General features: G+C 73.5%; 22 protein-coding genes and 1 pseudogene. 16 read left to right on the top strand and 7 right to left on the bottom strand.

The features are described 5' to 3' along the window. Window positions 1-87: 87 nt before the first annotated feature. Together AB0K12_RS29855 and AB0K12_RS29850 are read right to left on the bottom strand one after the other, a co-directional pair. A complete protein-coding gene (locus tag AB0K12_RS29855) occupies window positions 88-651 on the bottom strand; it encodes an NAD(P)H-dependent oxidoreductase (RefSeq protein ID WP_364568303.1) in 564 nt (187 codons plus the stop codon). 200 nt (window positions 652-851) lie between these two features. Further along, entirely contained in the window at window positions 852-1,256 is a 405-nt protein-coding gene (locus AB0K12_RS29850; protein ID WP_364568300.1) for a helix-turn-helix domain-containing protein, read from the bottom strand. Window positions 1,257-1,448: 192 nt separating this feature from the next. Between AB0K12_RS29850 and AB0K12_RS29845 the strand changes: the two are divergent. Then, window positions 1,449-2,078 (top strand): annotated as a pseudogene (locus tag AB0K12_RS29845) (serine/threonine-protein kinase); the annotation flags it as partial. Window positions 2,079-2,213: 135 nt separating this feature from the next. Here the strand turns inward: AB0K12_RS29845 and AB0K12_RS29840 are convergent. Both AB0K12_RS29840 and AB0K12_RS29835 read right to left on the bottom strand, forming a co-directional pair. Beyond that, a complete protein-coding gene (locus AB0K12_RS29840) occupies window positions 2,214-3,077 on the bottom strand; it encodes an aldo/keto reductase (protein WP_364568297.1) in 864 nt (287 codons plus the stop codon). Between the two features lie 106 nt (window positions 3,078-3,183). Then, a complete protein-coding gene (locus tag AB0K12_RS29835) occupies window positions 3,184-3,630 on the bottom strand; it encodes a helix-turn-helix domain-containing protein (RefSeq protein WP_364568294.1) in 447 nt (148 codons plus the stop codon). Between the two features lie 294 nt (window positions 3,631-3,924). Between AB0K12_RS29835 and AB0K12_RS29830 the strand changes: the two genes are divergently transcribed. The 5 genes from AB0K12_RS29830 (at window position 3,925) to AB0K12_RS29810 (ending at window position 6,986) form a co-directional block, all read left to right on the top strand. Further along, window positions 3,925-4,746 (top strand): nitroreductase/quinone reductase family protein, encoded by an 822-nt coding sequence (locus AB0K12_RS29830; protein ID WP_364568291.1) that lies wholly within the window; start codon window positions 3,925-3,927, stop codon window positions 4,744-4,746. A gap of 183 nt (window positions 4,747-4,929) precedes the next feature. Further along, on the top strand, window positions 4,930-5,568 hold the full coding sequence (locus AB0K12_RS29825) for a TetR/AcrR family transcriptional regulator (protein WP_364568289.1): 639 nt from the start codon (window positions 4,930-4,932) through the stop codon (window positions 5,566-5,568). Next, entirely contained in the window at window positions 5,549-5,857 is a 309-nt protein-coding gene (locus AB0K12_RS29820) for a DUF6204 family protein (protein ID WP_364568287.1), read from the top strand. Before AB0K12_RS29825 ends, AB0K12_RS29820 begins: the two co-directional genes overlap by 20 nt. 29 nt (window positions 5,858-5,886) lie before the next feature. Beyond that, entirely contained in the window at window positions 5,887-6,447 is a 561-nt protein-coding gene (locus AB0K12_RS29815) for an XRE family transcriptional regulator (protein ID WP_364568284.1), read from the top strand. A gap of 11 nt (window positions 6,448-6,458) precedes the next feature. After that, window positions 6,459-6,986, top strand: coding sequence for a GNAT family N-acetyltransferase (locus tag AB0K12_RS29810; RefSeq protein WP_364568281.1), 528 nt, complete (start codon window positions 6,459-6,461; stop codon window positions 6,984-6,986). Here AB0K12_RS29810 and AB0K12_RS29805 read toward each other — a convergent pair. Beyond that, window positions 6,970-7,797 (bottom strand): MurR/RpiR family transcriptional regulator, encoded by an 828-nt coding sequence (locus AB0K12_RS29805; protein WP_364568278.1) that lies wholly within the window; start codon window positions 7,795-7,797, stop codon window positions 6,970-6,972. The genes AB0K12_RS29810 and AB0K12_RS29805 overlap by 17 nt on opposite strands. Window positions 7,798-7,852: 55 nt before the next feature. Here AB0K12_RS29805 and thrC point away from each other — a divergent pair, with 55 nt between their 5' ends. The 10 genes from thrC to AB0K12_RS29755 all read left to right on the top strand — a co-directional run bounded on the left by thrC (window position 7,853) and on the right by AB0K12_RS29755 (window position 15,949). Then, window positions 7,853-8,905, top strand: a complete 1,053-nt coding sequence (gene thrC, locus AB0K12_RS29800; protein ID WP_364568276.1) for a threonine synthase — start codon at window positions 7,853-7,855, stop codon at window positions 8,903-8,905. 165 nt (window positions 8,906-9,070) lie between these two features. Beyond that, window positions 9,071-9,694, top strand: a complete 624-nt coding sequence (locus tag AB0K12_RS29795) for a DNA/RNA non-specific endonuclease (protein ID WP_364568273.1) — start codon at window positions 9,071-9,073, stop codon at window positions 9,692-9,694. A gap of 91 nt (window positions 9,695-9,785) precedes the next feature. Next, on the top strand, window positions 9,786-10,391 hold the full coding sequence (locus AB0K12_RS29790) for a biotin transporter BioY (protein WP_364568270.1): 606 nt from the start codon (window positions 9,786-9,788) through the stop codon (window positions 10,389-10,391). Window positions 10,392-10,416: 25 nt separating this feature from the next. Next, complete coding sequence (locus tag AB0K12_RS29785; protein WP_364568267.1) at window positions 10,417-11,841, top strand: class I adenylate-forming enzyme family protein; 1,425 nt, start codon at window positions 10,417-10,419, stop codon at window positions 11,839-11,841. Window positions 11,842-11,843: 2 nt separating this feature from the next. Then, window positions 11,844-12,974, top strand: a complete 1,131-nt coding sequence (locus AB0K12_RS29780) for a thiolase family protein (protein WP_364568319.1) — start codon at window positions 11,844-11,846, stop codon at window positions 12,972-12,974. Window positions 12,975-12,977: 3 nt separating this feature from the next. Next, window positions 12,978-13,652 carry an ABC transporter ATP-binding protein gene (locus tag AB0K12_RS29775; protein WP_364568264.1) on the top strand — a complete coding sequence of 225 codons (675 nt, stop codon included), beginning with the start codon at window positions 12,978-12,980 and terminating at the stop codon, window positions 13,650-13,652. Then, entirely contained in the window at window positions 13,649-14,260 is a 612-nt protein-coding gene (locus AB0K12_RS29770) for an energy-coupling factor transporter transmembrane protein EcfT (protein WP_364568261.1), read from the top strand. Before AB0K12_RS29775 ends, AB0K12_RS29770 begins: the two co-directional genes overlap by 4 nt. 39 nt (window positions 14,261-14,299) lie before the next feature. Next, on the top strand, window positions 14,300-14,650 hold the full coding sequence (locus AB0K12_RS29765) for a metalloregulator ArsR/SmtB family transcription factor (protein ID WP_364568258.1): 351 nt from the start codon (window positions 14,300-14,302) through the stop codon (window positions 14,648-14,650). Beyond that, window positions 14,650-15,255, top strand: coding sequence for an SRPBCC family protein (locus AB0K12_RS29760; RefSeq protein WP_364568255.1), 606 nt, complete (start codon window positions 14,650-14,652; stop codon window positions 15,253-15,255). Before AB0K12_RS29765 ends, AB0K12_RS29760 begins: the two co-directional genes overlap by 1 nt. 58 nt (window positions 15,256-15,313) lie before the next feature. Further along, window positions 15,314-15,949, top strand: a complete 636-nt coding sequence (locus AB0K12_RS29755; protein WP_364568252.1) for an SDR family oxidoreductase — start codon at window positions 15,314-15,316, stop codon at window positions 15,947-15,949. 3 nt (window positions 15,950-15,952) lie between these two features. Here the strand turns inward: AB0K12_RS29755 and AB0K12_RS29750 are convergent, their stop codons facing one another. Next, window positions 15,953-17,113 carry an SWIM zinc finger family protein gene (locus tag AB0K12_RS29750; RefSeq protein WP_364568249.1) on the bottom strand — a complete coding sequence of 387 codons (1,161 nt, stop codon included), beginning with the start codon at window positions 17,111-17,113 and terminating at the stop codon, window positions 15,953-15,955. 22 nt (window positions 17,114-17,135) lie between these two features. Further along, complete coding sequence (locus tag AB0K12_RS29745; RefSeq protein ID WP_364568246.1) at window positions 17,136-19,862, bottom strand: DEAD/DEAH box helicase; 2,727 nt, start codon at window positions 19,860-19,862, stop codon at window positions 17,136-17,138. Window positions 19,863-19,924 lie beyond the last annotated feature (62 nt).

The raw sequence follows: 19,924 nt of genomic DNA, 5'->3' as shown, positions 1-19,924 counted from the left end.
GGCCGACAGATCCCGTTGAGGACCACAAGGTCAGTCAGGCGGTGGGTCAGACCCTGACGGGAAGCGCTCACACCTCCATCATCACTGTCAGGCGGCCTGGCGGAGCGGGGCGAGGGCGCGGCTCCAGGCCAGCACCTCGTCCAGCATGGTCGACAAGGCCGCCACCTGGTGCTCGCCGGCCGCGAGCTTGGTGAAGCCCTCGAAGTCGGCGAACAGCGACAGCGTCACGTTGGTGCGCACGTCCGCCAGCTTCAGCTCACCGCCGATCAGCCGCAGGTGCTCGGCCGCGCGGGCGCCGCCGACACTGCCGTACGACACGATGCCGAACGCCTTGTTGTTCCACTCGGCGAACAGGTAGTCGATGGCGTTCTTCAGCACCCCCGAGGTGGAGTGGTTGTACTCGGGCGTCACCATGACGAAGCCGTCGAACGAGCGGATCTTGGCCGCCCACGCCTTGGTGTGCTCGTTCTGGTACTGGCCGTAGGCCGGTGGCATGGGCTCGTCGAGGTGGGGGAGCGGGTAGTGCAGCAGGTCGACGATCTCGAAGGTGGCGTCGGGGCGGCGGGAGGCGTGCTCCAGCACCCACTGCGCCACCTGCTCGCCGTTGCGGCCGGGACGGGTGCTGCCGAGGATGATGCCGATGCGGGTCATCACGGGGTCCTTTCGAGGGTTCCGATGTGCGAGCGGCCCGTGACGCGGCGTAGCCGGAGCGGCCCTGGAGGCAGGGCGATGGCGGGGGGAGACGTCGCAGGTCGAGGTGGGCGACATGCGCTGCGCCGGCCTCGCACTACTGACTACAGGCCGGTGATCGGTCACTTCAACAGAACCGTGGTCACCCGGGCGTAACAGGCTCAGCCGCCGGTCGCCTCGTCGAAGGCGTCCCTGTTGGCGCGGATGGTGTCCTGGTTGTCGAGCGTCCAGCGGGCCAGCGCCAGCACCGGCTCCGACAGGCTGCGCCCGAACGGCGTGACCTCGTACTCGACCCTGGGCGGGATCTCCGGATAGGCCACCCGCTTGACCAGCCCGTCACGCTCCAGGCCGCGCAGCGTCACCGACAGCATGCGGCGCGAGATGCCGGGCGCGACCCGCAGCAGCTCGGTGAAGCGCATCGGCCTCTCCTCCAGCAGCCCGATCAGGAGCAGGCTCCACCGATCGGCCACGCGGTCCAGGACGGACCGCAGCACGTCGGGATCGTGGTCGAGACAGGCCTTGCCCCGCGAACGCAGCACCCTGTCGGCTTCGCGCTGATGCGACATCGGCCCCCCGCTTCCCCGTCACCCGTAAGTGACCTGGTCACGTTGCTGTTACCGGCCGTCGAAGAGTACATCAGGGGCGAAGACGACTTACCGAGGAGCCCCGCGATGACCGTTCCGGCCCCAGACCGGCGCCGCCGCGGCCGCCTATGGCGCCGCGAGGCCACCGCACGAGCTCGAGAGAGGTGACGGATCATGCAGGATCTTCCGGTGCCGAGCCGCGGCGACCCGGCGCACATCGGCGGCCACCGGGTGCTGGGGCGGCTGGGGGAGGGCGGCCAGGGGACGGTCTTCCTCGGCGCGTCGCCCGACGGGCGGCGGGTGGCGATCAAGGTGTTGCACCCCTTCTTCGCGGCCGACCGCCCCATGCGCCGCCGCTTCCAGCGGGAGGCGGACATCGTGCGGGGGCTGGCGGGCTTCGCTACGGCCCGGGTGCTGGAGACCGGCTTCGCCGGGGAACGCCCGTACATCGTCAGCGAGTACGTCGCCGGGCCTTCGCTGGAGCGGCTGGTCAAGGAGGACGGGCCGCGCGGCGGCAGCGCGCTGGAGCGGCTCGCCGTCACCACCCTGACGGCGCTCGCCTCGATCCACGCGGCCGGGATCGTGCACCGCGACATCAAGCCGAGCAACGTGATCATGGGCAGCGAAGGGCCCGTGCTGATCGACTTCGGGATCGCCTCGCCGCTGGACACGGCCACCCGCTCCACCACGCCGATCGGCACGCCCGCCTACATGTCGCCCGAGCAGTTCGACGACCTGCCGCCGAGCGCCGCCTGCGACCTGTTCTCCTGGGCGGGCACGATGATCTACGCGGCCACGGGCCGGCCGGCCTTCGCCGGCGGCCCCAGCAGGCCCTGTCCCGGCAGGCCCGGCACCGGCGGCCCCACCGGCGGCGCGGCCTCGCGGTCGTGGCCGCCTGCGCGGCGGTGCTCGCCGGACGTGCGGGCCGGATCGGCTCGGTCAGCTGACGGCGGCCGACAGCTCGGCGACGTCGTCGTCGGTCAATTCGAGGCCGGCGGCGGCGACGTTCTCCTCCAGGTGGGCGATCGAGGAGGTGCCGGGGATCGGCAGCATCGCCGGGGAGCGGCGCAGCAGCCATGCGAGCGCCAGCTGCGACGGCGTGGCCGACAGCCGCGAGGCGATCGCGTCGAGCGGCCCGCCCGGCTTGACCAGCCCGCCGGTGGCCAGCGGGAACCACGGGATGAATCCGATCTGGTTGCGCTCACAGTAGTCGAGCACGCTCTCGGCGGAGCGGTTGGCCAGGTTGTAGAGGTTCTGGACGGTGGCGATCGGGGCGACGGCGCGGGCCTGCTCGATCTGCTCGACGCTGACCTCCGACAGGCCGATGTGGGCGATCTTGCCTTCGTCCTGGAGTGCCTTGAGCTCGCCGACCTGGTCCTCGATCGGCACCTCGGGGTCGACGCGGTGGAGCTGGAGCAGCGGGATGCGCTCGAGCCCGAGTATGCGCAGGCTCATCTCGCACTGCTGGCGCAGGTAGGCGGGCCGGCCGACGGGGGTCCACTGGTCGGGGCCCTGCCGGGTGAGTCCGGCCTTGGTGGCGATGACGATGCTCTCGTCGTACGGGGCGAGCGCCCGCCGCAGCAGCGGCTCGGCGACCAGCGGGCCGTAGGAGTCGGCGGTGTCGAAGAGCGTGACGCCGAGCTCGGCCGCGCGGCGCAGCACGCGGACGGCTTCGTCCTCGTCGGCCGGAGGCCCCCACACCCCTTTCCCGGTGAGCTGCATGGTGCCGTAACCGAGCCGGTTGACGGGAAGAACGTTCGCGATCGTGAACTGGCCGGACGCGTCGGCCCGCACAGTGGTCATGGCGCTTTCCTTTCTCCGCTGGCCCGCCGAGACCGCAGGCGTGCTGGGTGGGCCTGCCCCGTGGGTCCGCGCCCTATCTCAACCTCGGGCAAAGCCATGTCACCGATCACGGCCGGATGTCGATCATCACGTCCTCTCCGGTCACCTCGCGGCCTTCGCCGTCGACGAACGCGACGTGCACCGGCTCGCCGGTGGAGCGTCGCCTGCGCAGGGCCGAGGGCCCGGACGGGCGCGGGCGGTGCTCGTCGCCCCACTGCTGCAGCGCGCCCAGCACCACCTGCAGGTCGGCGCCGGCCGGGGTGAGGTGGTAGCTGCGGCGCTGTCTGCTGCCCGGCTCCTGATAGGTGTACGTCCGCAGCACCCTGGCGGCGACCAGCGTCTTCAGCCGGGCGCTGAGCAGGTTGGGCGCGATGCCCAGACAGTCTTTGATGTCGGCGAAGCGGTGCCTGCCGCGGAAGATCTCACGCAGGATCAGCAGGGTCCATCGCTCACCGAGGATCTGCAGGCTGCGCTCGATGGAGCAGGCCGGCTCGTCCTGATCGGTCTTACTCACTTTCGTTACTGTACTCAGGCTCCCGACGACCGGGATCGGTTGACAGACTCCGGCCGATATGGGCGTAATGGCGGTCGCGTCGCGTGTCGCCGGCCGGGAGGACGGTCGTGGCATGGAGGCGCCGAATCAAAGGGGATGACGCCGTGGACACTCACACCGTCGGTCGTGCCTGAGCACACCGCACCCGTGCGTCTTCCCATGCCTGTTGCGGTGTCGTAAGCACCCGCGCGCCGGCATGTCCGCGCGGGTCGAAGCATGTCCAAAACACCGATCTTCAGGGAGCCTTCTTCCAGCATGCCGGAAAACTTCAACCAGCAGGTCATCGACGAGTTCCGAGCCAACCGCGGCCAGGTCGGCGGCCCCTTCGAGGGCGGCAGGCTACTGCTGCTGACCACCGTCGGCGCCAAATCGGGCGCCCCGCACACCACCCCGCTCGGCTACCTGCCCGACGAGGACCGTGTGCTCGTCATCGCCTCGGCCGGCGGCTCGCCCAAGCACCCGGCCTGGTACCACAACCTGCGCGCCAACCCCCGGGTCACCGTGGAGGACGGCATCTTCACGTACGCGGCCGACGCCGTCGTCCTGGAGGGCGAGGAGCGCGAGCGCGTGTTCGCCCGCGCCGTCGAGATGGACCCGGGCTGGGCCGCCTACGAAGAGCGCTCGGGCCGCACACTGCCGGTGGTGGCGCTCGTGCAGGCCGAGTTCGGGCCGCCGGCCGGGCGGCGCATGGGCGACGCGCTCAAGGACATCCACGACGCCTTCCGCCGCGAGCTGGCCCTGATCCGCAGGGAGGCCGCCGCTTCGGGGCCGCGCCTGGCCGCGCAGCTGCGGATCAACTGCCTGACCATGTGCGCCGGGCTGCACATCCACCACTCGCACGAGGACAACGGCCTGTTCCCCGGCCTGGAGCGGCAGTATCCGGAGCTGGCTCCCGCGATGCGACGGTTGCGGGCCGAGCACGAGGTGGTGGCGCGCCTGCTGGAGGAGCTCAAGTCACTGCTGTCGGCCGACGACGTCGCGCCCGCCGACCTGATCGCGGGCGTGGACCGGCTCACCAAGGAGCTGGAGATGCACCTCGACTACGAGGAGCGGCAGCTCGTCGCGCTGCTGAACTGACGCGGACGTCCGGCGTGCCCCTGTGACATGAGGGACACGCCGGACGTATGCTGACGTTGCGTCCGGGCCCGGCGCCACAGCTTTCGGCGTAGCCGACCTCTCTCACCACTGATCACGCGCCCCCTTCGGCGTGCCCGGATAAAAATTGCAGTGGATTGCAAATTTACAGTACGCTCCAGCGGCATGACAGAAGGACTGCGCGAGCGGAAGAAGCGCCGCACGCGGCAGCACATCTCCGAGGTGGCCGTCGGCCTGTTCGTCGAGCGCGGTTTCGACAACGTGACGATCGCCGAGGTCGCGGCCGCCGCCGAGGTGTCGGTGAACACCGTCTACAACTACTTCCAGGCCAAAGAGGACCTGGTGCTGCCGCCGGAGGAGGCCTCGCCCCGCCGGTTGGCCGACATCGTGGCCGGGCGCGCGCCCGGCGAGTCGGCGGCCGGGGCGGTGCTGGCGCGGCTGCGGCAGGAGGTGCGCGAGCGTGAGCGCCGCGTGGGCCTGACGCCGGGGTTCGGGCGGGTGCTGGAGATGATGCGGGCCGCGCCTACGCTGACCGCGCGGCTGGAGGACTTGGGGCAGCGCATGACCGGCGAGCTGACCGGTCTGCTGGCCGAGGAGTGCGGCGAGGGGCCGGAGGATCCGCTGCCCCGCGTGGTCGCCTGGCACATCGGCAGCCTGCACGCGCTGGTGCTGAGCGAGATCGGCCGCCGTACGGCCGCGGGCGAGCAGCCGGACGCCATCGCCGAGGCCGTGCTGGAGCTGCTGGACGCGGCCGAGAGCGTGCTCGGCGAGAAGGTGCTGGCTTATGCCGTACGAGGGGAGTGACGTGATGTTCCGGGTGACGATCAGCGGGAAGTTCCAAGGGGTCGACGACGCCGGGCGGGAGGCGGTGCGGGCGGCGGCCGGGACGGCGTTCACCGAGGCGGGCACGTTCACCCACGATCAGAGCGTGTCGGTGTTCACCTTCCGCTGCCAGGTGCCGGCCGAGCCGGAGGACGGCGATGACGAGGCGGCTCTGGGGGCGATGGCGGCGCTTGAGGCGTACGGGCAGCCGTACGAGGTGCTGCGCATCGGCGTGACGGACATGCGCGACATCAAGATCCGCCGGCGCTGATTTCTCAGATCTGGGATATCATCCCGGATATGAGAGGCGATGTGGAGAGCCGGCTCGCCGACCGCCTCGCCCAGCTGCGCATCGAGCGTGACTGGTCGCTGGAGGAGCTGGCGAGCAGGTCGGGCATCAGCCGCTCGACGCTGTCGCGGCTGGAGCGCGGCGAGATCAGCCCGACGGCGGCGCTGCTCGGCAAGCTGTGCGAGGTGCACGGGCGGACGATGTCGCGGCTGCTGGCCGAGGTCGAGACCGAGCCGCCGCAGGTGGTGGCGGCCGGGGCGCAGCAGGTGTGGCGGGACGAGTCGTCCGGGTTCGTGCGCCGTTCCGTCTCGCCGCCCCACCCCGGGCTGCGCGGCGAGGTCGTGGAGGGGCGGCTGCGGCCGGGCGCCGACATCGCCTACGACGCGCCGCCCGTCCCTGGCCTTGAGCAGCACATCTGGGTGCTGGAGGGGTCGGTGGAGATCACCTTCGACGGGCGTACGCATGCCGTGGAGGCCGGCGACTGCCTGCGCTTCCGCCTGTGGGGGCCGTCCAGGTTCCGCTGCCCCGGTCCCGGCCCGGTCCGGTACGCGATCTTCGTCGTCCTGCCCTAGGAGGAGCCCGCATGCGCACGATCAGCCGCCTGTCCCCGGCCGAGTTCGAGACCTGCGTCAAGGAGCTGGCCGCGCTGCTGGCCGACGCCGTGGAGGGCGGCTTCTCGCTGGGGTTCGTCACGCCGTTCGACATCGAGGACGCCGCCGCCTGGTGGCGCGCGCAGGCCCCCGCCGTCGCGGCCGGCGAGCTCATCGTGTGGGCCTGCCGCGAGGACGGCGCCGTCGTGGGCACCGTCGGCCTCGTCCCCTCGCCGAAGGCCAACTCCCGCCACCGTGGCGAGATCATCAAGCTCATCGTGCACCGCGCGGCACGCAACCGCGGCCACGCGCGCGCCCTGCTCGCCACCGCCGAGCGGGAGGCGCGGGCGGCCGGCCTCGACCTGCTGATGCTCGACACCGAGACCGGCAGCGCGGCCGAGCACGTCTATCTCACGTGCGGCTGGACCCGCTTCGGCGTCGTCCCCGACTACGCCGGCTCGCCCGACGGCACGCTGCGCGAGTGCAGCTTCTTCTACAAGCGGCTCACAGCGACTGCGTGAGCGCGTCGAGGTCGGCCAGCCGGTCGGCCGGGGCCAGGCGGGCGGCGGTGGCGACGAGCAGCAGCTCGGTGACCGCGATCTCGTGGGTGAGCGGCGCGATGGGCCCCGCGGCCTCGCGCGGCAGCGCGATGAGCAGCTCCGCCTCGGCGGCCAGCGGCGAGCCCCAGGTGTCGGTGACGAGGATCAGCCGCGCGCCGCGCCCGCGCGCGGCCCGCACGAAACGGGCGGTGGCGGGGGAGTAGCGGCGGAAGTCGTAGGCCACCACCAGGTCGGCCCCGCCCAGGTCGAGCACGGTACGTGCGCGCGCGTGGACCGGCTCGGGCACCCGGTGCGCGCCGGGGCGCAGGCCGGCGAGCTGGCGGATGAGGTAGTCGGCGGCCAGCTCGCTCAGCGGCCCGCCGAGCGCCCACACGGTCCTGGCCTCGGCCAGGAGGCCCGCGGCGCGGTGGCAGAGCTGGGCGGGGACGGCGGCCAGGGTGCCGTCGAGGCCGGCGCGCAGCTCCTCTGCCGCCTCGCCCAGCTCGCCCGGGGGCTCGTCATCGGGGCGGGTGACGTATTCGAGCAGGCGTGAGCGGTCTCTGGCGCCGTCGCGTACGGCCGCCTGAAAGTCGGCGAAGCCCGCGTAGCCGAGCCGGTCGAACAGCCGGGACGCGGTCGGCGGGCTCACCCCGGCCCGCTCGGCCAGCGCGCGCAGCGAGCCGAGCGCCGCGAACGGGTGGTCGTCGAGCAGCACCCGCACCACCGCGCGCTCTCCTGGCGGCAGCTCGGCGTAGACGGCGCTGAGCCTGGCCACGATCGCGTCGCTCTCCATGCTGACGAATGTTACATCATTCCGAGGAAGTGAAACGAATGTTACGGTTCCGAGCATGACTACCTGGAACGGCCTCATCGACAGTCCCTACCGGCGCTGGCTGCCGGTCACCCCCGACACCCCGGCCATCTCACTCAACGAGGGCAACACGCCGCTGCTGCGCTCGGCCCATCTGTCCGAGCTGACCGGCTGCGAGGTCTGGCTGAAGGTCGAGGGCGCGAACCCGACGGGATCGTTCAAGGACCGCGGCATGACGGTGGCGATCAGCCGCGCGGCCGAGGCCGGCGCCGCGACCGTGATCTGCGCCTCCACCGGCAACACCAGCGCCTCGGCCGCCGCCTACGCCGCCCGCGCCGGGCTGCGCGCCGCCGTGCTCGTGCCCAAGGGGCGGGTGGCGCTGGGCAAGCTGGCCCAGGCCGTACGGTACGGCGCCGAGGTCGTCGAGGTCGGCGGCACGTTCGACGACTGCCTGCGCGTCGCCCGCGAGCTGGCCGCCCACCACCCCGTCGCGCTGGTCAACTCGGTGGGCAACGAGCTGCGCCTGGCCGGGCAGCGCACGGTCGCGTACGAGATCGTGGACGCCCTGGGCGCGGCGCCCGACGTGCACTGCCTGCCGGTCGGCAACGGCGGCAACATCACCGCGACCTGGACCGGCTACCGCGCCTACTTTCCGGGCGAACCGCCGCGCATGTGGGGCTTCCAGGCGGCCGGGGCGGCTCCGCTGGTGCACGGCGCGCCCGTGGCCGAGCCGCGTACGGAGGCCGGCGCGATCAACGTCGGGCACCCTGCGACGTGGGAGGGCGCGATCGCGGCCAGGGACGAGTCGGGCGGGCTGATCGGCGCGGTGAGCGACGAGCAGATCTTCGCCGCGTACCGGCTGATCGCCCGCCGCGACGGCGTCTTCGCCGAGCCCGCGTCGGCGGCCGGGGTGGCGGGGCTGCTCGACCTGCACGCCAGGGGCGGGCTGGAGCCTGGCCTGCGGGTGGTGATCACGCTGAGCGGCAACGGCCTGAAGGACCTCGACGCGTCGCTGCGCGGCGGCTACTCCGCCACCGAGACCTCGGCGGCGACCGGGGAGGTGGCCAGGGCGCTGCGGCTCGCAGCCTGACCTACCTGCGGAAACCACTTGAAGTAGCCGAACGGTAACGTTATGTAAAAGTTCTCACGGGCACGAAAGTCATGACAAAGCCGACAGGTGGCCGATCGGGCGGTTCAGCGCCGTCGGCCTCCCCTCTCCTGAGCGGTGACCCCCTGCTCCGAGAGGACTCCTGCCGTGCCCGCGACCCGACTTCGCCGTGCCCTGGGCGGCGCGAGCGCCACCGCGCTCCTGCTCACCGCCGCCGCCTCCGCCCCCGTGCTCAAGCCCGACGCCGCGCCCTGTGCGCGGCTGCTCGAAGCGTCGGCCACCTACCGCGCCTACGAGCACACCTTCACCACCGACGCCGCAGGACGTCCCGCAGAAGCCGTCGCCACGTCGCTCGTCGACCGGGACGCCCCGCGCGGCTCGTGCGAGGGCAAGGTCGGCGACTGGGGCGGGAACGGCGACTGGCAGGGCGGCCACCTCATCGCCGCCTCCTTCCGCGGCGTCAGCATGCGCTACAACCTGGTGCCCATGCGCGGCAGGCAGATCAACCAGGGCCTGATGAAACGGGTGGAGAACGGGGCGCGCGCCTGCCTGGAGGACGGCGGCGAGGTGCGCGACTACCGCGTACGCCTGCACTATCCCGACCGCACGACCCTGACCCCCGACACGATCCGCCTCAGCCTCAAGGTGGCATCCCGGCCGGTCACGTTCACCTTGCCGAACCGTACACTGAGCGCCGAAGACCTGAAATCCCAGCAAAACGGCATAACTGCCGCGTTCGATGCCGCGCCGTGCGGCAGGGACGGCGTGTGAGCGCGGTATCGATCGCCAGCAGATGATCGGAGGGAATGTTGTGGGATACCTCCATGCCTGAGCCCGCCCGTTCTGGTGTGGGATCGACGCCATGAAGGATGAAGGGAAACAGCGCAGGAGGCTCGCGACGGGCACGCTGGCGCGGGTGGCCGTCTTCGCCGCGCTCATCGCGGTCATGGGCCTGCCCGGCACGCTGAACGTCTTCGGCAACGCCGTCCCGATCACGCTGCAGACCATGGGCGTGATGCTGGCCGGCGCCGTCCTCGGCGCGTGGCGGGGCGCGCTCGCCGTCCTGGTCCTGTACGTGCTGGTCGCCGCCGGGCTGCCGCTGCTGGCCGGCGGGCGGGGCGGGCTGGGCGTGTTCACCGGGCCGTCGGCCGGGTTCCTCATCGGCTGGCTGCCCGGCGCGGCCGTCACCGGCTGGCTGGTCGAGCGGGCCGGACGCAGCCCGAGCGTGCTCCAGTTGTTCGTGGCGTCCGTGGTGGGCGGCATGGGAGTGATCTATCTGTTCGGCATCCCGGTGCAGGCGCTGGTGACCGGGGTCTCCCTCAGCACGGCGGCCGGGCTCACCGGCCTGTTCCTGCCCGGCGACCTGATCAAGGCGGCGCTGACGGCGGTGGTGGTCAGGGGCGTCCAGCGGGCCTACCCCGACGCGGTGCCCGCCGTGCACCGCGAACGCCTCGGCGGGGGGCGCTGACCCCTCGATGCCCGTAGCAGAACACGTGCTGACGCACGCCGCCGAGCAACCCTCCAGGCTCGCGGTGCGCGGACCCGGCGGCGAGCTGACCTACGCGCGGCTCGCCGACCGCATCGAGGGCGCCGCCCGGCACCTCGCGGACAACGGGCTCGGCCCAGGCGTGACGGCCGCCATCGGCCTGGCCGACCCGGTGGACCTGCTCATCGCCGTCCTGGCCGCCGACCTCGCCGGTGCGACACCCCTGGTGGGCGACCACACCTGGGACCGCGACCGCTGGACCACCGTCACCGCCCCCCTGCCGGCCGTCCCCATCACCACGCCCCTGCCGGCAGCACCGATCGCCGCGCCCTTGCCGGCGACGCCCCCTATGGACGCTTCCCTGCCGGCGGCGCCGCTCGCCGCGCCCTTGCCCGACCCCGCCGGCCCCACTGGGCGGCGGCGGGCCCGGCCTGACGATCTCGCCTGGGCCTGTTTCAGTTCCGGGAGCACCGGGCGGCCGCGGGCGATCGTCCGTACCCGGGCCTCCTGGACCGGCTCCTACCACCATCTGAACGCGCTGACCGGCATCGGCCCCGACGACGTCGTGCTCGTGCCCGGCCCCCTGGTCTCCTCCCTGTACGCGTTCGCCGCCCTGCACACCCTGGCCACCGGCGCCACGGCTCTGCTGCCGGGACGCTGGCCGGGGCGGGCCCTCGCCGATCACCTGGCGGAGGCGAGCGTGGTGCATCTGGTGCCGCACCGGCTGCCCGACGTGCTGGAACGGCCGGGTTCGCTGCGGGTGGCCGTGGTCGGCGGCGCCGCCCTCGCCCCCGGCGCCCGCCAGGCCGCAGAACGCGCCGGCGTGCGCGTGGTGGCCTACTACGGGGCCACCGAGCTGTCGTTCGTGGCCGCCGACACCGACGGGCGCGGGCTGCGTCCCTTTCCCGAAGCGGAGATCGAGGTGCGCGGCGAGGGGCCGCTGGGCGAGGTGTGGGTGCGCTCGCCGTGGCTGGCCGAGGGCTACCTGGGCGCGGCGGCCGGGCCGCTGCGGCGCGACGAGGACGGCTGGGTGAGCGTGGGCGACGTGGCCGAGCCGTACCGGGCGGGCGGCGTGCTGCGCGTACGCGGGCGCGGCGACGGCGCGATCCAGACCGGCGGCGCCACCGTCGTGCCGGAGGACGTCGAAGAGGTGCTGCGCAAGGTGCCCGGCGTGGCAGACGTCGTGGTGGTCGGCTCGCCGCACCCGTCCCTGGGCGCGGTGGTGGCGGCGGTCATCGAGACCCCGTTCTCCGAGTCGCCACGGCGCGCGCTGCTGGAGGAGACGGCGCGCGGCGGGCTGGACTGGGCGCAGCGGCCGCGCCGCTGGTACACGGTGCCCGAACTGCCCCGCACGCCCACGGGCAAGCCGGCGCGGGCGCTGGTGGCGGCCCGGCTGGCGAGCGGCGACCCGGCCATCAGGCGGCTGGCGTGATCATGGACCTGACCCCCGTGGTGGTGTCGGCGCGGCGCACGCCGATCGGCACGGCCGGGCACGCGTACAAGTCGCTGACCGCCGAACACCTGGCCGCGCCCGTGATCGCCGCCGTGGCAGGCGACCTGAAGGGGCGGCCGGTCGATGACGTGGTGCTGGGCAACTGCATGGGACCCGGCGGGAACATCGCCAGGGTCTCCGCACTGGCGGCTGGCCTCGGGCACGAGGTGCCAGGAGTGACGGTGGACCGGCAGTGCGGCAGCGGACTGGCCGCGATCCTGCTGGCCGGCCAGGCCGTCCGCGCGGGCGAGGCGGACCTGGTGATCGCCGGAGGCGTGGAGAGCGCCTCGACCGCGCCGCTGCGCACGTTCAGAGGGGCCGGGACGCCGTACGACCGGGCGCCGTTCACCCCGGAAGGCGCCCAAGACCCGGACATGGGCCCGGCGGCCGAGGCGCTGGCCGCGGCCAAGGGCGTCGATCGGGAAAGGCAGGACGCCTACGCCTGCCGCAGCCACGCCCGCGCCCTGGCCGCCCGCGCGGCGGGACGGTTCGCCGAGGAGATCGTGCCCGTCGCGGGCCGCGGTGACGATCAGCGTCCGCGCCCGCTGCGGGCGGCGTCGCTGGCCCGGCTGCCTGCGGCGTTCGTGCCGGGCGGCACGGTGACGGCCGGCAACTCCTCCCCGAACAGTGACGGCGCCGCCGCCGTGGCCCTGGTGCCGGAGGGGCTGCGCGACGGCCTGCCGGGTCTGCGGCTGCTGGCCGGGGCCGTGGCCGGGTGCGATCCCGAGCTGCCCGGGTGGGGGCCGGTGCCGGCGATCCGGCGGGTGCTGGCGCGTACCGGGGTGGCGATGGAGTCGATCGCGGTGGTGGAGATCGTGGAGGCGTTCGCGGCGCAGGTGCTGGCCGTCACCGACGCGCTCGGGCTCGACCCGCTGGGCGCCGACGACGAGCGGGTGTGCCCCGGCGGCGGCGCGCTGGCGCTCGGGCACCCGTGGGGCGCGACCGGCGCGGTGGTGGTGACCAGGTTGTTCGGCGGGCTCGTCAGCGCCGCGGCCCCGAAGGGCACGCTGGGCCTGGCGGCGGCCGCGGTCGGCGGCGGGATGGGCGTGGCCGCCCTGTTCGAGGTGGTGTGAGAGTTGATCGAATTCGCTGACGTGCACGTCCGGCTGGGCACGCGCGACGTGCTGCGCGGCATCACCGCGGCGCTGCCCGAGCGCCGGGTGGGCGTGGTGGGCGCCAACGGCTCCGGCAAGAGCACGCTCGCCCGGCTGGTCAACGGCCTGGCGCTGCCGTCGTCCGGTCAGGTCACCGTGCTCGGCATGGACACCCGCCGCGACGGCGCCAAGATCAGGCGCGGTGTGGGGTTCCTGTTCACTGATCCCGACGCGCAGATCGTCATGCCGACGGTGGCCGAGGACGTCGCGTTCTCGCTGCGCCGCAAGGGCCTGACGCGCGAGGAGGTGGACCGGCGGGTGGGCGAGGTGCTCGGCCGTTACGGCCTGGCCGGTCACGCCGACCATCCCGCGCACCACCTGTCCGGCGGGCAGAAGCAGTTGCTGGCGCTGTGCTCGGTGATGGTGCTGGAGCCGGAGATCCTCGTCATGGACGAGCCCACCACGCTGCTCGACCTGCGCCACTCGCGCCAGGTGGCGGAGCTGCTGGAGGAGATGCCGCAGCAGGTGTTCCTGGTCACCCATGACCTGCCGCTGCTGTCGGGGTTCGACCGGGTGCTGGTGATCGACGATGGCCGGGTGGCCGCCGACGGCACGCCCGCCGAGGCCATCGCCCACTACAGGAAGCTGATGGCGTGAACAGCCTCACCGGCGCCTACGTACCCGGAGATTCGCTGCTGCACCGGCTGCCGGCCGGCGCGAAGCTGGCCGCGCTGGCCGTGGCCTGCACGGCACTGGTGCTGCTGCGCTCGCCGCTCGCGCTGGCCGTGGCGGGGGTCGTGGTGGCGGCCCTGTACGCGCTGGCCGGGGTCGGCGCGGCGGCGGCGTGGGCGCAGGTCAAGCCGGTGCGCTGGTTCGCCGTGATGCTGTTCGGCGTGCAGCTCGTCTTCGCCGGGCCGGCCGCGGCCGCCGCCACGACGCTGCGGGTGGTGCTGGCGGTGGCGCTGGCCGGGCTGGTGACGCTGACCACCCGGTCGGCGGCCATGATGGCGGCGCTGGAGCGGCTGCTGTCGCCGGTCAGGTTCGTGGGGCTGGACCCGTTCCGGCTGTCGTTGCTGCTGTCGCTGACCATCCGCAGCGTGCCGGTGGTGGCGTCGCTGGCTACGCGGGTCAGGGAGGCGCAGCGGGCCAGGGGCGTCGAGCGCAGCCTGCGGGCGTTCGCGGTGCCGCTGGTGGTCAGCTCGCTGCGGCACGCCGACGCGCTGGGCGAGGCGCTGAGCGCCCGCGGGCTCGACGACGATGATTAAGAGTTGACTTATATAAGCAGGTCCTGAAAAACTCTGGTGGTGCACGCCTTCGACGTCCTCGGCGATCCGGTACGCCGCCGGATCCTGGAGCTGCTGGCCACCGGCGAGCTGAGCTCAGGCGAGGTCACCGCCGTCATCCGGCAGGAGTTCGGCATCTCGCAGCCGGCCGTCTCGCAGCACCTGCGGGTGCTGCGCGACAGCGGGTTCGCGAGCGTACGGGCGGAGGGCACCCGCCGCCTCTACGCCGTCGAGCCCGGCCCGCTGCGCGAGATCGACGCCTGGCTGGAGCGCTTCCGCGCTTTCTGGGACCAGCGCCTGGACGCGCTGGCGACGGAGCTGGCCCGGGGCAAGCGCGAACGCCGCATCACGAAAGAGAAAGAGGATCCCTGATGGACATGGTCGACGAGATCAACAAGACGCACCGCGAGCTGATCGACGGTAAGCGCAAGGTGCAGGTGCTGCGCCGCCACTACGACGCCGAGATCGAGGACGTCTGGCAGGCCTGCACCGACGCCGACCGCATCTCCCGCTGGTTCCTGCCGGTCAGCGGCGACCTGCGGCTGGGCGGCCACTACCAGCTGGAGGGCAACGCGCATGGCGAGATCCTGCGCTGCGAGCCGCCCAGCATGTTCAGGATCAGCTGGCTGTTCGGCCCCGCGCCCGGCTTCTCCGAGGTCGAGGTGAGCCTGACCGCCAAGGACGGCGGCACGGTGCTGGAGCTGCGGCACACGGCGGAGGTGCCGGAGGAGATGTGGTCGCAGTTCGGCCCAGGCGCCACGGGGGTGGGCTGGGACCTGGGGCTGCTGGGCCTTGCCCTGCATCTGAGCGGCGGCGTCAAGCCCGACGAGAACACCTTCCACGAGACCGAGGAGGGCCGGCGCTGCATCATGACCAGCAGCAAGGCGTGGGGCGAGGCGCACCGGGCGGCGGGCGGCTCACCCGACCTGGTGGCCGCGACGGTGGCCGCCACCACCGCCTTCTACGCCCCCGAGTGACCCGAGGGCCCCTCCGAGTAGGGTAGTGAGTACTCACTCACCCCTTGGAGGGAGCCCTATGAAGATCACCGTCTTCGGTGCGACCGGTGGCAGCGGGCTCGAGCTCGTGCGCCAGGGCCTCGCCCTGGCGCACGAGGTCACCGCCGTGGTCCGCGACCCCGCCCGGCTGCCCGCCGAGCTGCGCGAGCAGGCAGACGTCGTCCAGGCCGACGTGATGGACCCCGACGCCATCGCCTCCGCCGTCGCGGGCCGCGACGCCGTGCTCAGCGCGATGGGCCCCCGCGGCACGGGGCCCACCACCGTCTGCTCCGGCAGCACCCGCGCCATCCTGGCCGCCATGGAACGCACCGGGACGCGGCGCCTGCTCATGGTCAGCGCCGCCGGGCTGGAGAGCGACGCCGGTGACGGCCCCTTCTCCCGGTACGCGCTCAAGCCGGTCGTCCGCCGCTTCCTCCGTCACGTCTACGCGGACCTGGCGGTGGCCGAACGGCTGGTGCGCGAGTCCCGTACGGACTGGACGATCGTGCGGCCCGCCCGCCTCACCGACGCCGGCCGCACCCACCGCTACCGCACGGCCCGCGACCTCAGCGTCCGCGGCGGCCACACCACCACCCGCGCCGACCTCGCCGACTGCATGCTCAAGCTGATCGAGGACGGCACGTCGGCGGGTCACGTGGTGTCGGTGGCGACGTGAGGCTCAGCCGATGAGGGCCGAGGGGTCGCGGTCCGGAGGTCCGGCGGGCCACCACCGGTCGTCGCGGCGGGTGAAGGGGTACCAGCAGCCGTCCCGGCCGTAGCGGAGCTGGAGCTCTCCGAGGGTCCAGCGGTTGCGCCAGGCTTCCATGGGCGGCGGTTCCGCGCCTTCCCAGGCGGCTTCGAGCCGGGCGCGCGCTCTGGCCAGGTCGTGGCGGGGCGGCGTCCAGGGGCGCTCCAGCGCGGCGAGCCCGTCGGCGCCGCCGTGCCGCCAGGCCGCCACGGCCGCCCCCAGCTCCTGTTCGCCCCGGTTCTCTGGCTGGTCGAGGATGTGGTCGGCGAGCAGCCGTACGTGGTCCTCGTGCTCGGTCAGGTGCGGCAGGCGGTCGTGCAGCAGCAGGTCGCGGGCGCGGGCGGCGGCGGAGGCGGCCAGCACCGCGAGGGCGTTCACGTCCACGCCGGGCGCCGGGTCGAGGGCGGGTGGGGTGTAGGCGACGTCGTACGACGGCGGGTCGGGCAGCGGGGGCACCCCGGCCGCGAACGCGACCGCCGCCGGCGTGCCGGAGGGCCGGGCGGCATCCTCCGTCCGCCCCGCACGCGTGACGGCGCCTGCCGCGTTTCGTGCCTGCAGGGCCTCCACCAGGTCGCTTTGGCCGCGGCCGCGCAGGAGCAGCAGGACGAACGGGTCGGCGTCCAGCAGCCAGGACGCCTGGTAGCACAGGGCGGCGGCGTGCTGGCAGGGGTGGCCCCAGTCGGGGCAGGAGCACTCGGGCTCCAGGTCGCCGACGGCGGGCAGCAGCGGCACGCCCGCGTACTCGGCCGCGTCGACCAGGTCGTGTGGCATGTCGCCGTCGAGCAGCGCGGCGATGTGGCCGGCCTTGGCGGCGACCTGGTCGAGGAAGCGTTCCCATGCGTCGCCGGTGAGCTGCTCGACGCTCACGACCACGTCGTACTCGTGCTCGGCCACGGCCGCGAGCCGCCCTGCGCTGACGGCGATCGGGCCGAGCCGCCCGGTCTTGGCGTACGCGCGGCCCTTGCGCAGCAGGGTGTGGTCGAGCGAGGTGTCCTCCATGGCCTGGATCCAGGCGCGTCCCCACCAGGAGGTGGCGAAGCGGGCGCCGGCGCGCTGGCGGGGGAAGGCGGGGAAGCCGCGGGCGGGGGTCATCGGGGCTCCAGGATCGGGGTGGTCATCGGAGTTCGACCAGGGCGGCGAGTTCGGCGTCGGTCAGTTCGGTGAAGGCGGCCTCGCCGGAGGCGAGCACGGCGTCGGCGAGCGAGCGCTTGGCGGTGAGCATCTTCGCGATGCGGTCCTCGATCGTGCCCTCGGCGATGAGGCGGTGCACCTGGACGGGCCTGGTCTGGCCGATGCGGTAGGCGCGGTCGGTGGCCTGGTCCTCGACGGCCGGGTTCCACCAGCGGTCGTAGTGGATGACGTGGTCGGCGCGGGTGAGGTTGAGCCCGGTGCCGGCGGCCTTGAGCGACAGCAGGAAGACGGGGGCCTCGCCGTCCTGGAAGCGCCTGACCATCTCCTCGCGGCGGGCGACGGGGGTGCCGCCGTGCAGGAGCTGGGTGGCGACGCCCCGGCCGGTCAGGTGGCGCTCCAGGAGGCGGGCCATGGCGACATACTGGGTGAAGACGAGCACGGAGCCGTCCTCGGCGGTGATGGTGTCGACCAGCTCGTCCAGCAGCTCCAGCTTGCCGGAGCGGCCGGGCAGGCGCGGGTCGCTCTCGTGCAGGTACTGGGCGGGGTGGTTGCAGATCTGCTTGAGCCCGGTGAGCAGCTTGACGATGAGGCCGCGCCTGGCCATGCCGCGCGCGTCGGCGATCTGCGTCATGATCTCGCGCACGACGGCCTCGTACAGACCGGCCTGTTCGGTGGTGAGCGCGACGGGACGGTCGGTCTCGGTCTTGGGCGGCAGCTCGGGCGCGATGCCGGGGTCGCTCTTGCGGCGGCGCAGCAGGAACGGCCCGACCAGCCGCGACAGGCGTTCGGCTGTGGCGGTGTCGCCTGACTCGACCGGCCTGGCCCAGCGGGCGCGGAACCGGGTCAGCGGGCCGAGCAGGCCGGGGGTGGTCCAGTCGAGGATGGCCCACAGCTCCGACAGGTTGTTCTCCACGGGGGTGCCGGTCAGGGCGACGCGGGCGGCGGCGGGGATCTCGCGCAGCGCCTTGGCGGTGCCGGACGCCGGGTTCTTGACGTGCTGGGCTTCGTCGGCGACCAGCAGGCCCCACGGGTGCGCGGCCAGGCGGTCGGCGTCGAGGCGCATGGTGGCGTACGTCGTGAGCACGAAACCCTCGTCGGCGAGCGTGCGGTTGCCGCCGTGGTAGCGGCGTACCGGGACGCCCGGCGCGAACCTGGTGATCTCGCGCTCCCAGTTGCCCAGCAGGGAGGCGGGGCAGACCACGAGCGTCGGCCCTGAGGCGCGGTGCAGGTGCAGCGCGATGAGCGTGACGGTCTTGCCCAGGCCCATGTCGTCGGCCAGGCAGGCGCCGAGGCCGAGTGAGGTCATCCTGGCCAGCCAGCGCAGCCCCGCGTACTGGTAGTCGCGCAGGGTCGCGGCCAGGCCGGGCGGCGGCGGCACGTCGGCGGGCTCGGCCAGGCGGCGGCGCAGCTCGTCGAGCCAGGCGGTGGGCTCGACGGGCACCTGCTCGTCCTCGACGTCGACCGTCCCGGTGAGCGCGGCGCCGAGCGCCTCGATGCCGGTCAGCGGTTTGAGCTCGCGCGTACGGGCCTTGCGCGCCAGGTCGGGGTCGATGAGGACCCACTGGTCGCGCAGGCGTACGACGGGGCGGTGCGCCTCGGCGAGCTGGTCCATCTCGGCGGCGGTCAGGCGTTCGCCGCCGAGTGCGAGCTGCCAGTCGAAGCTGGTCAGGTGGTGGCCGCCGAGGAAGGAGGGCAGGTCGGACGGCGCGGGGTCGCGGTCGCCGACGACGGCGCGGGCGGTGAGGCCGCGCACGAACGAGCGCGGCCAGTGCACCTCCACGCCCGCCGCGGCCAGCCGGTCGGCGGCTCCGGCCAGCAGCGCCTCCACGTCGCCGTCGGACAGGGTCAGCTCGTCGGGTACGGCGCTGTCGAGCAGCTCTTCCAGGCGGGGCCAGGCGCGGGCGGCCCTGCGTACGGCGAGGGTGGCCTCGATCCTGGCGCCGGGCCCGAAGCCGGCCTCGCCGCCGCGCCACAGGTCGGCGGCGTCCACGACCAGCGAGGGGTCGGCCAGGCTGTGCAGCTGGGCGACCGCGCGGAACTCGGCGGCCACCGGGGCGTCGGCCTCGATGCGCAGCGACAGCCGCAGGCCCGCGTCCAGCCCTGCGGAGACCTCCTCGGCCCAGCCGCGCAGGTGGGGCACCTTGACGGGCTTGGCGGCGGCGTAGGCGGTGAGGCCGGTGGCGCGTACGGCGCCGGGCGAGCGCGGCATCGCGTCGGCGACGGCGTCGAGAAAGGCCCGCACCAGCGGCTCAGCGTCGGGCAGCAGGGTGTCGGGCAGCAAGGTGCCGTCAGCGGGCAGGGGGACGGCGCGGGCGGTGGCGGGCATGGCGGCGGCCAGCTCGCGGACGCGGCGGGCGTCGTCGGCGTCGAGCGGCCCGGCCCGCCAGGAGTCGTGCTCGCCCGGTGACACGCCGGGCAGGATGCGGCCCCGGGTGACGAGCTGCAGCGCGATGAGGGCGGCGGCGCCCCAGAAGCGGGCGGCCGGATGGGCGTGGGGGTCCTTGCGCGCTCTGGCGAGGGCGGCGACGGCCTCGCCGACGGGCACGAGGGTGGCGGGGACGGCGCGCGTGGCCACGCCCCCGTCACGTTCCTCTGCCACGGTCAGCACGCTCTCACCCGCGGGGTCGAGGAAGGCGATGTGCCCGGTCCTGGGCGGGTCGCCGGGCTGGAAGACCGCAGGGTGCCGGGCCAGATCCGTCTGAGAGCTCACGGCCGTACAGTGTACGGTACGCTGAGGGTGTGGTTTGCCGCAGTGCCGAACGGGCAGCGACC

It is taken from the genome of Nonomuraea sp. NPDC049419, assembly GCF_040676995.1.
Taxonomy (GTDB): Bacteria; Actinomycetota; Actinomycetes; order Streptosporangiales; family Streptosporangiaceae; genus Nonomuraea; species Nonomuraea salmonea.
This window is presented reverse-complemented; position numbering and strand designations above follow the sequence as displayed.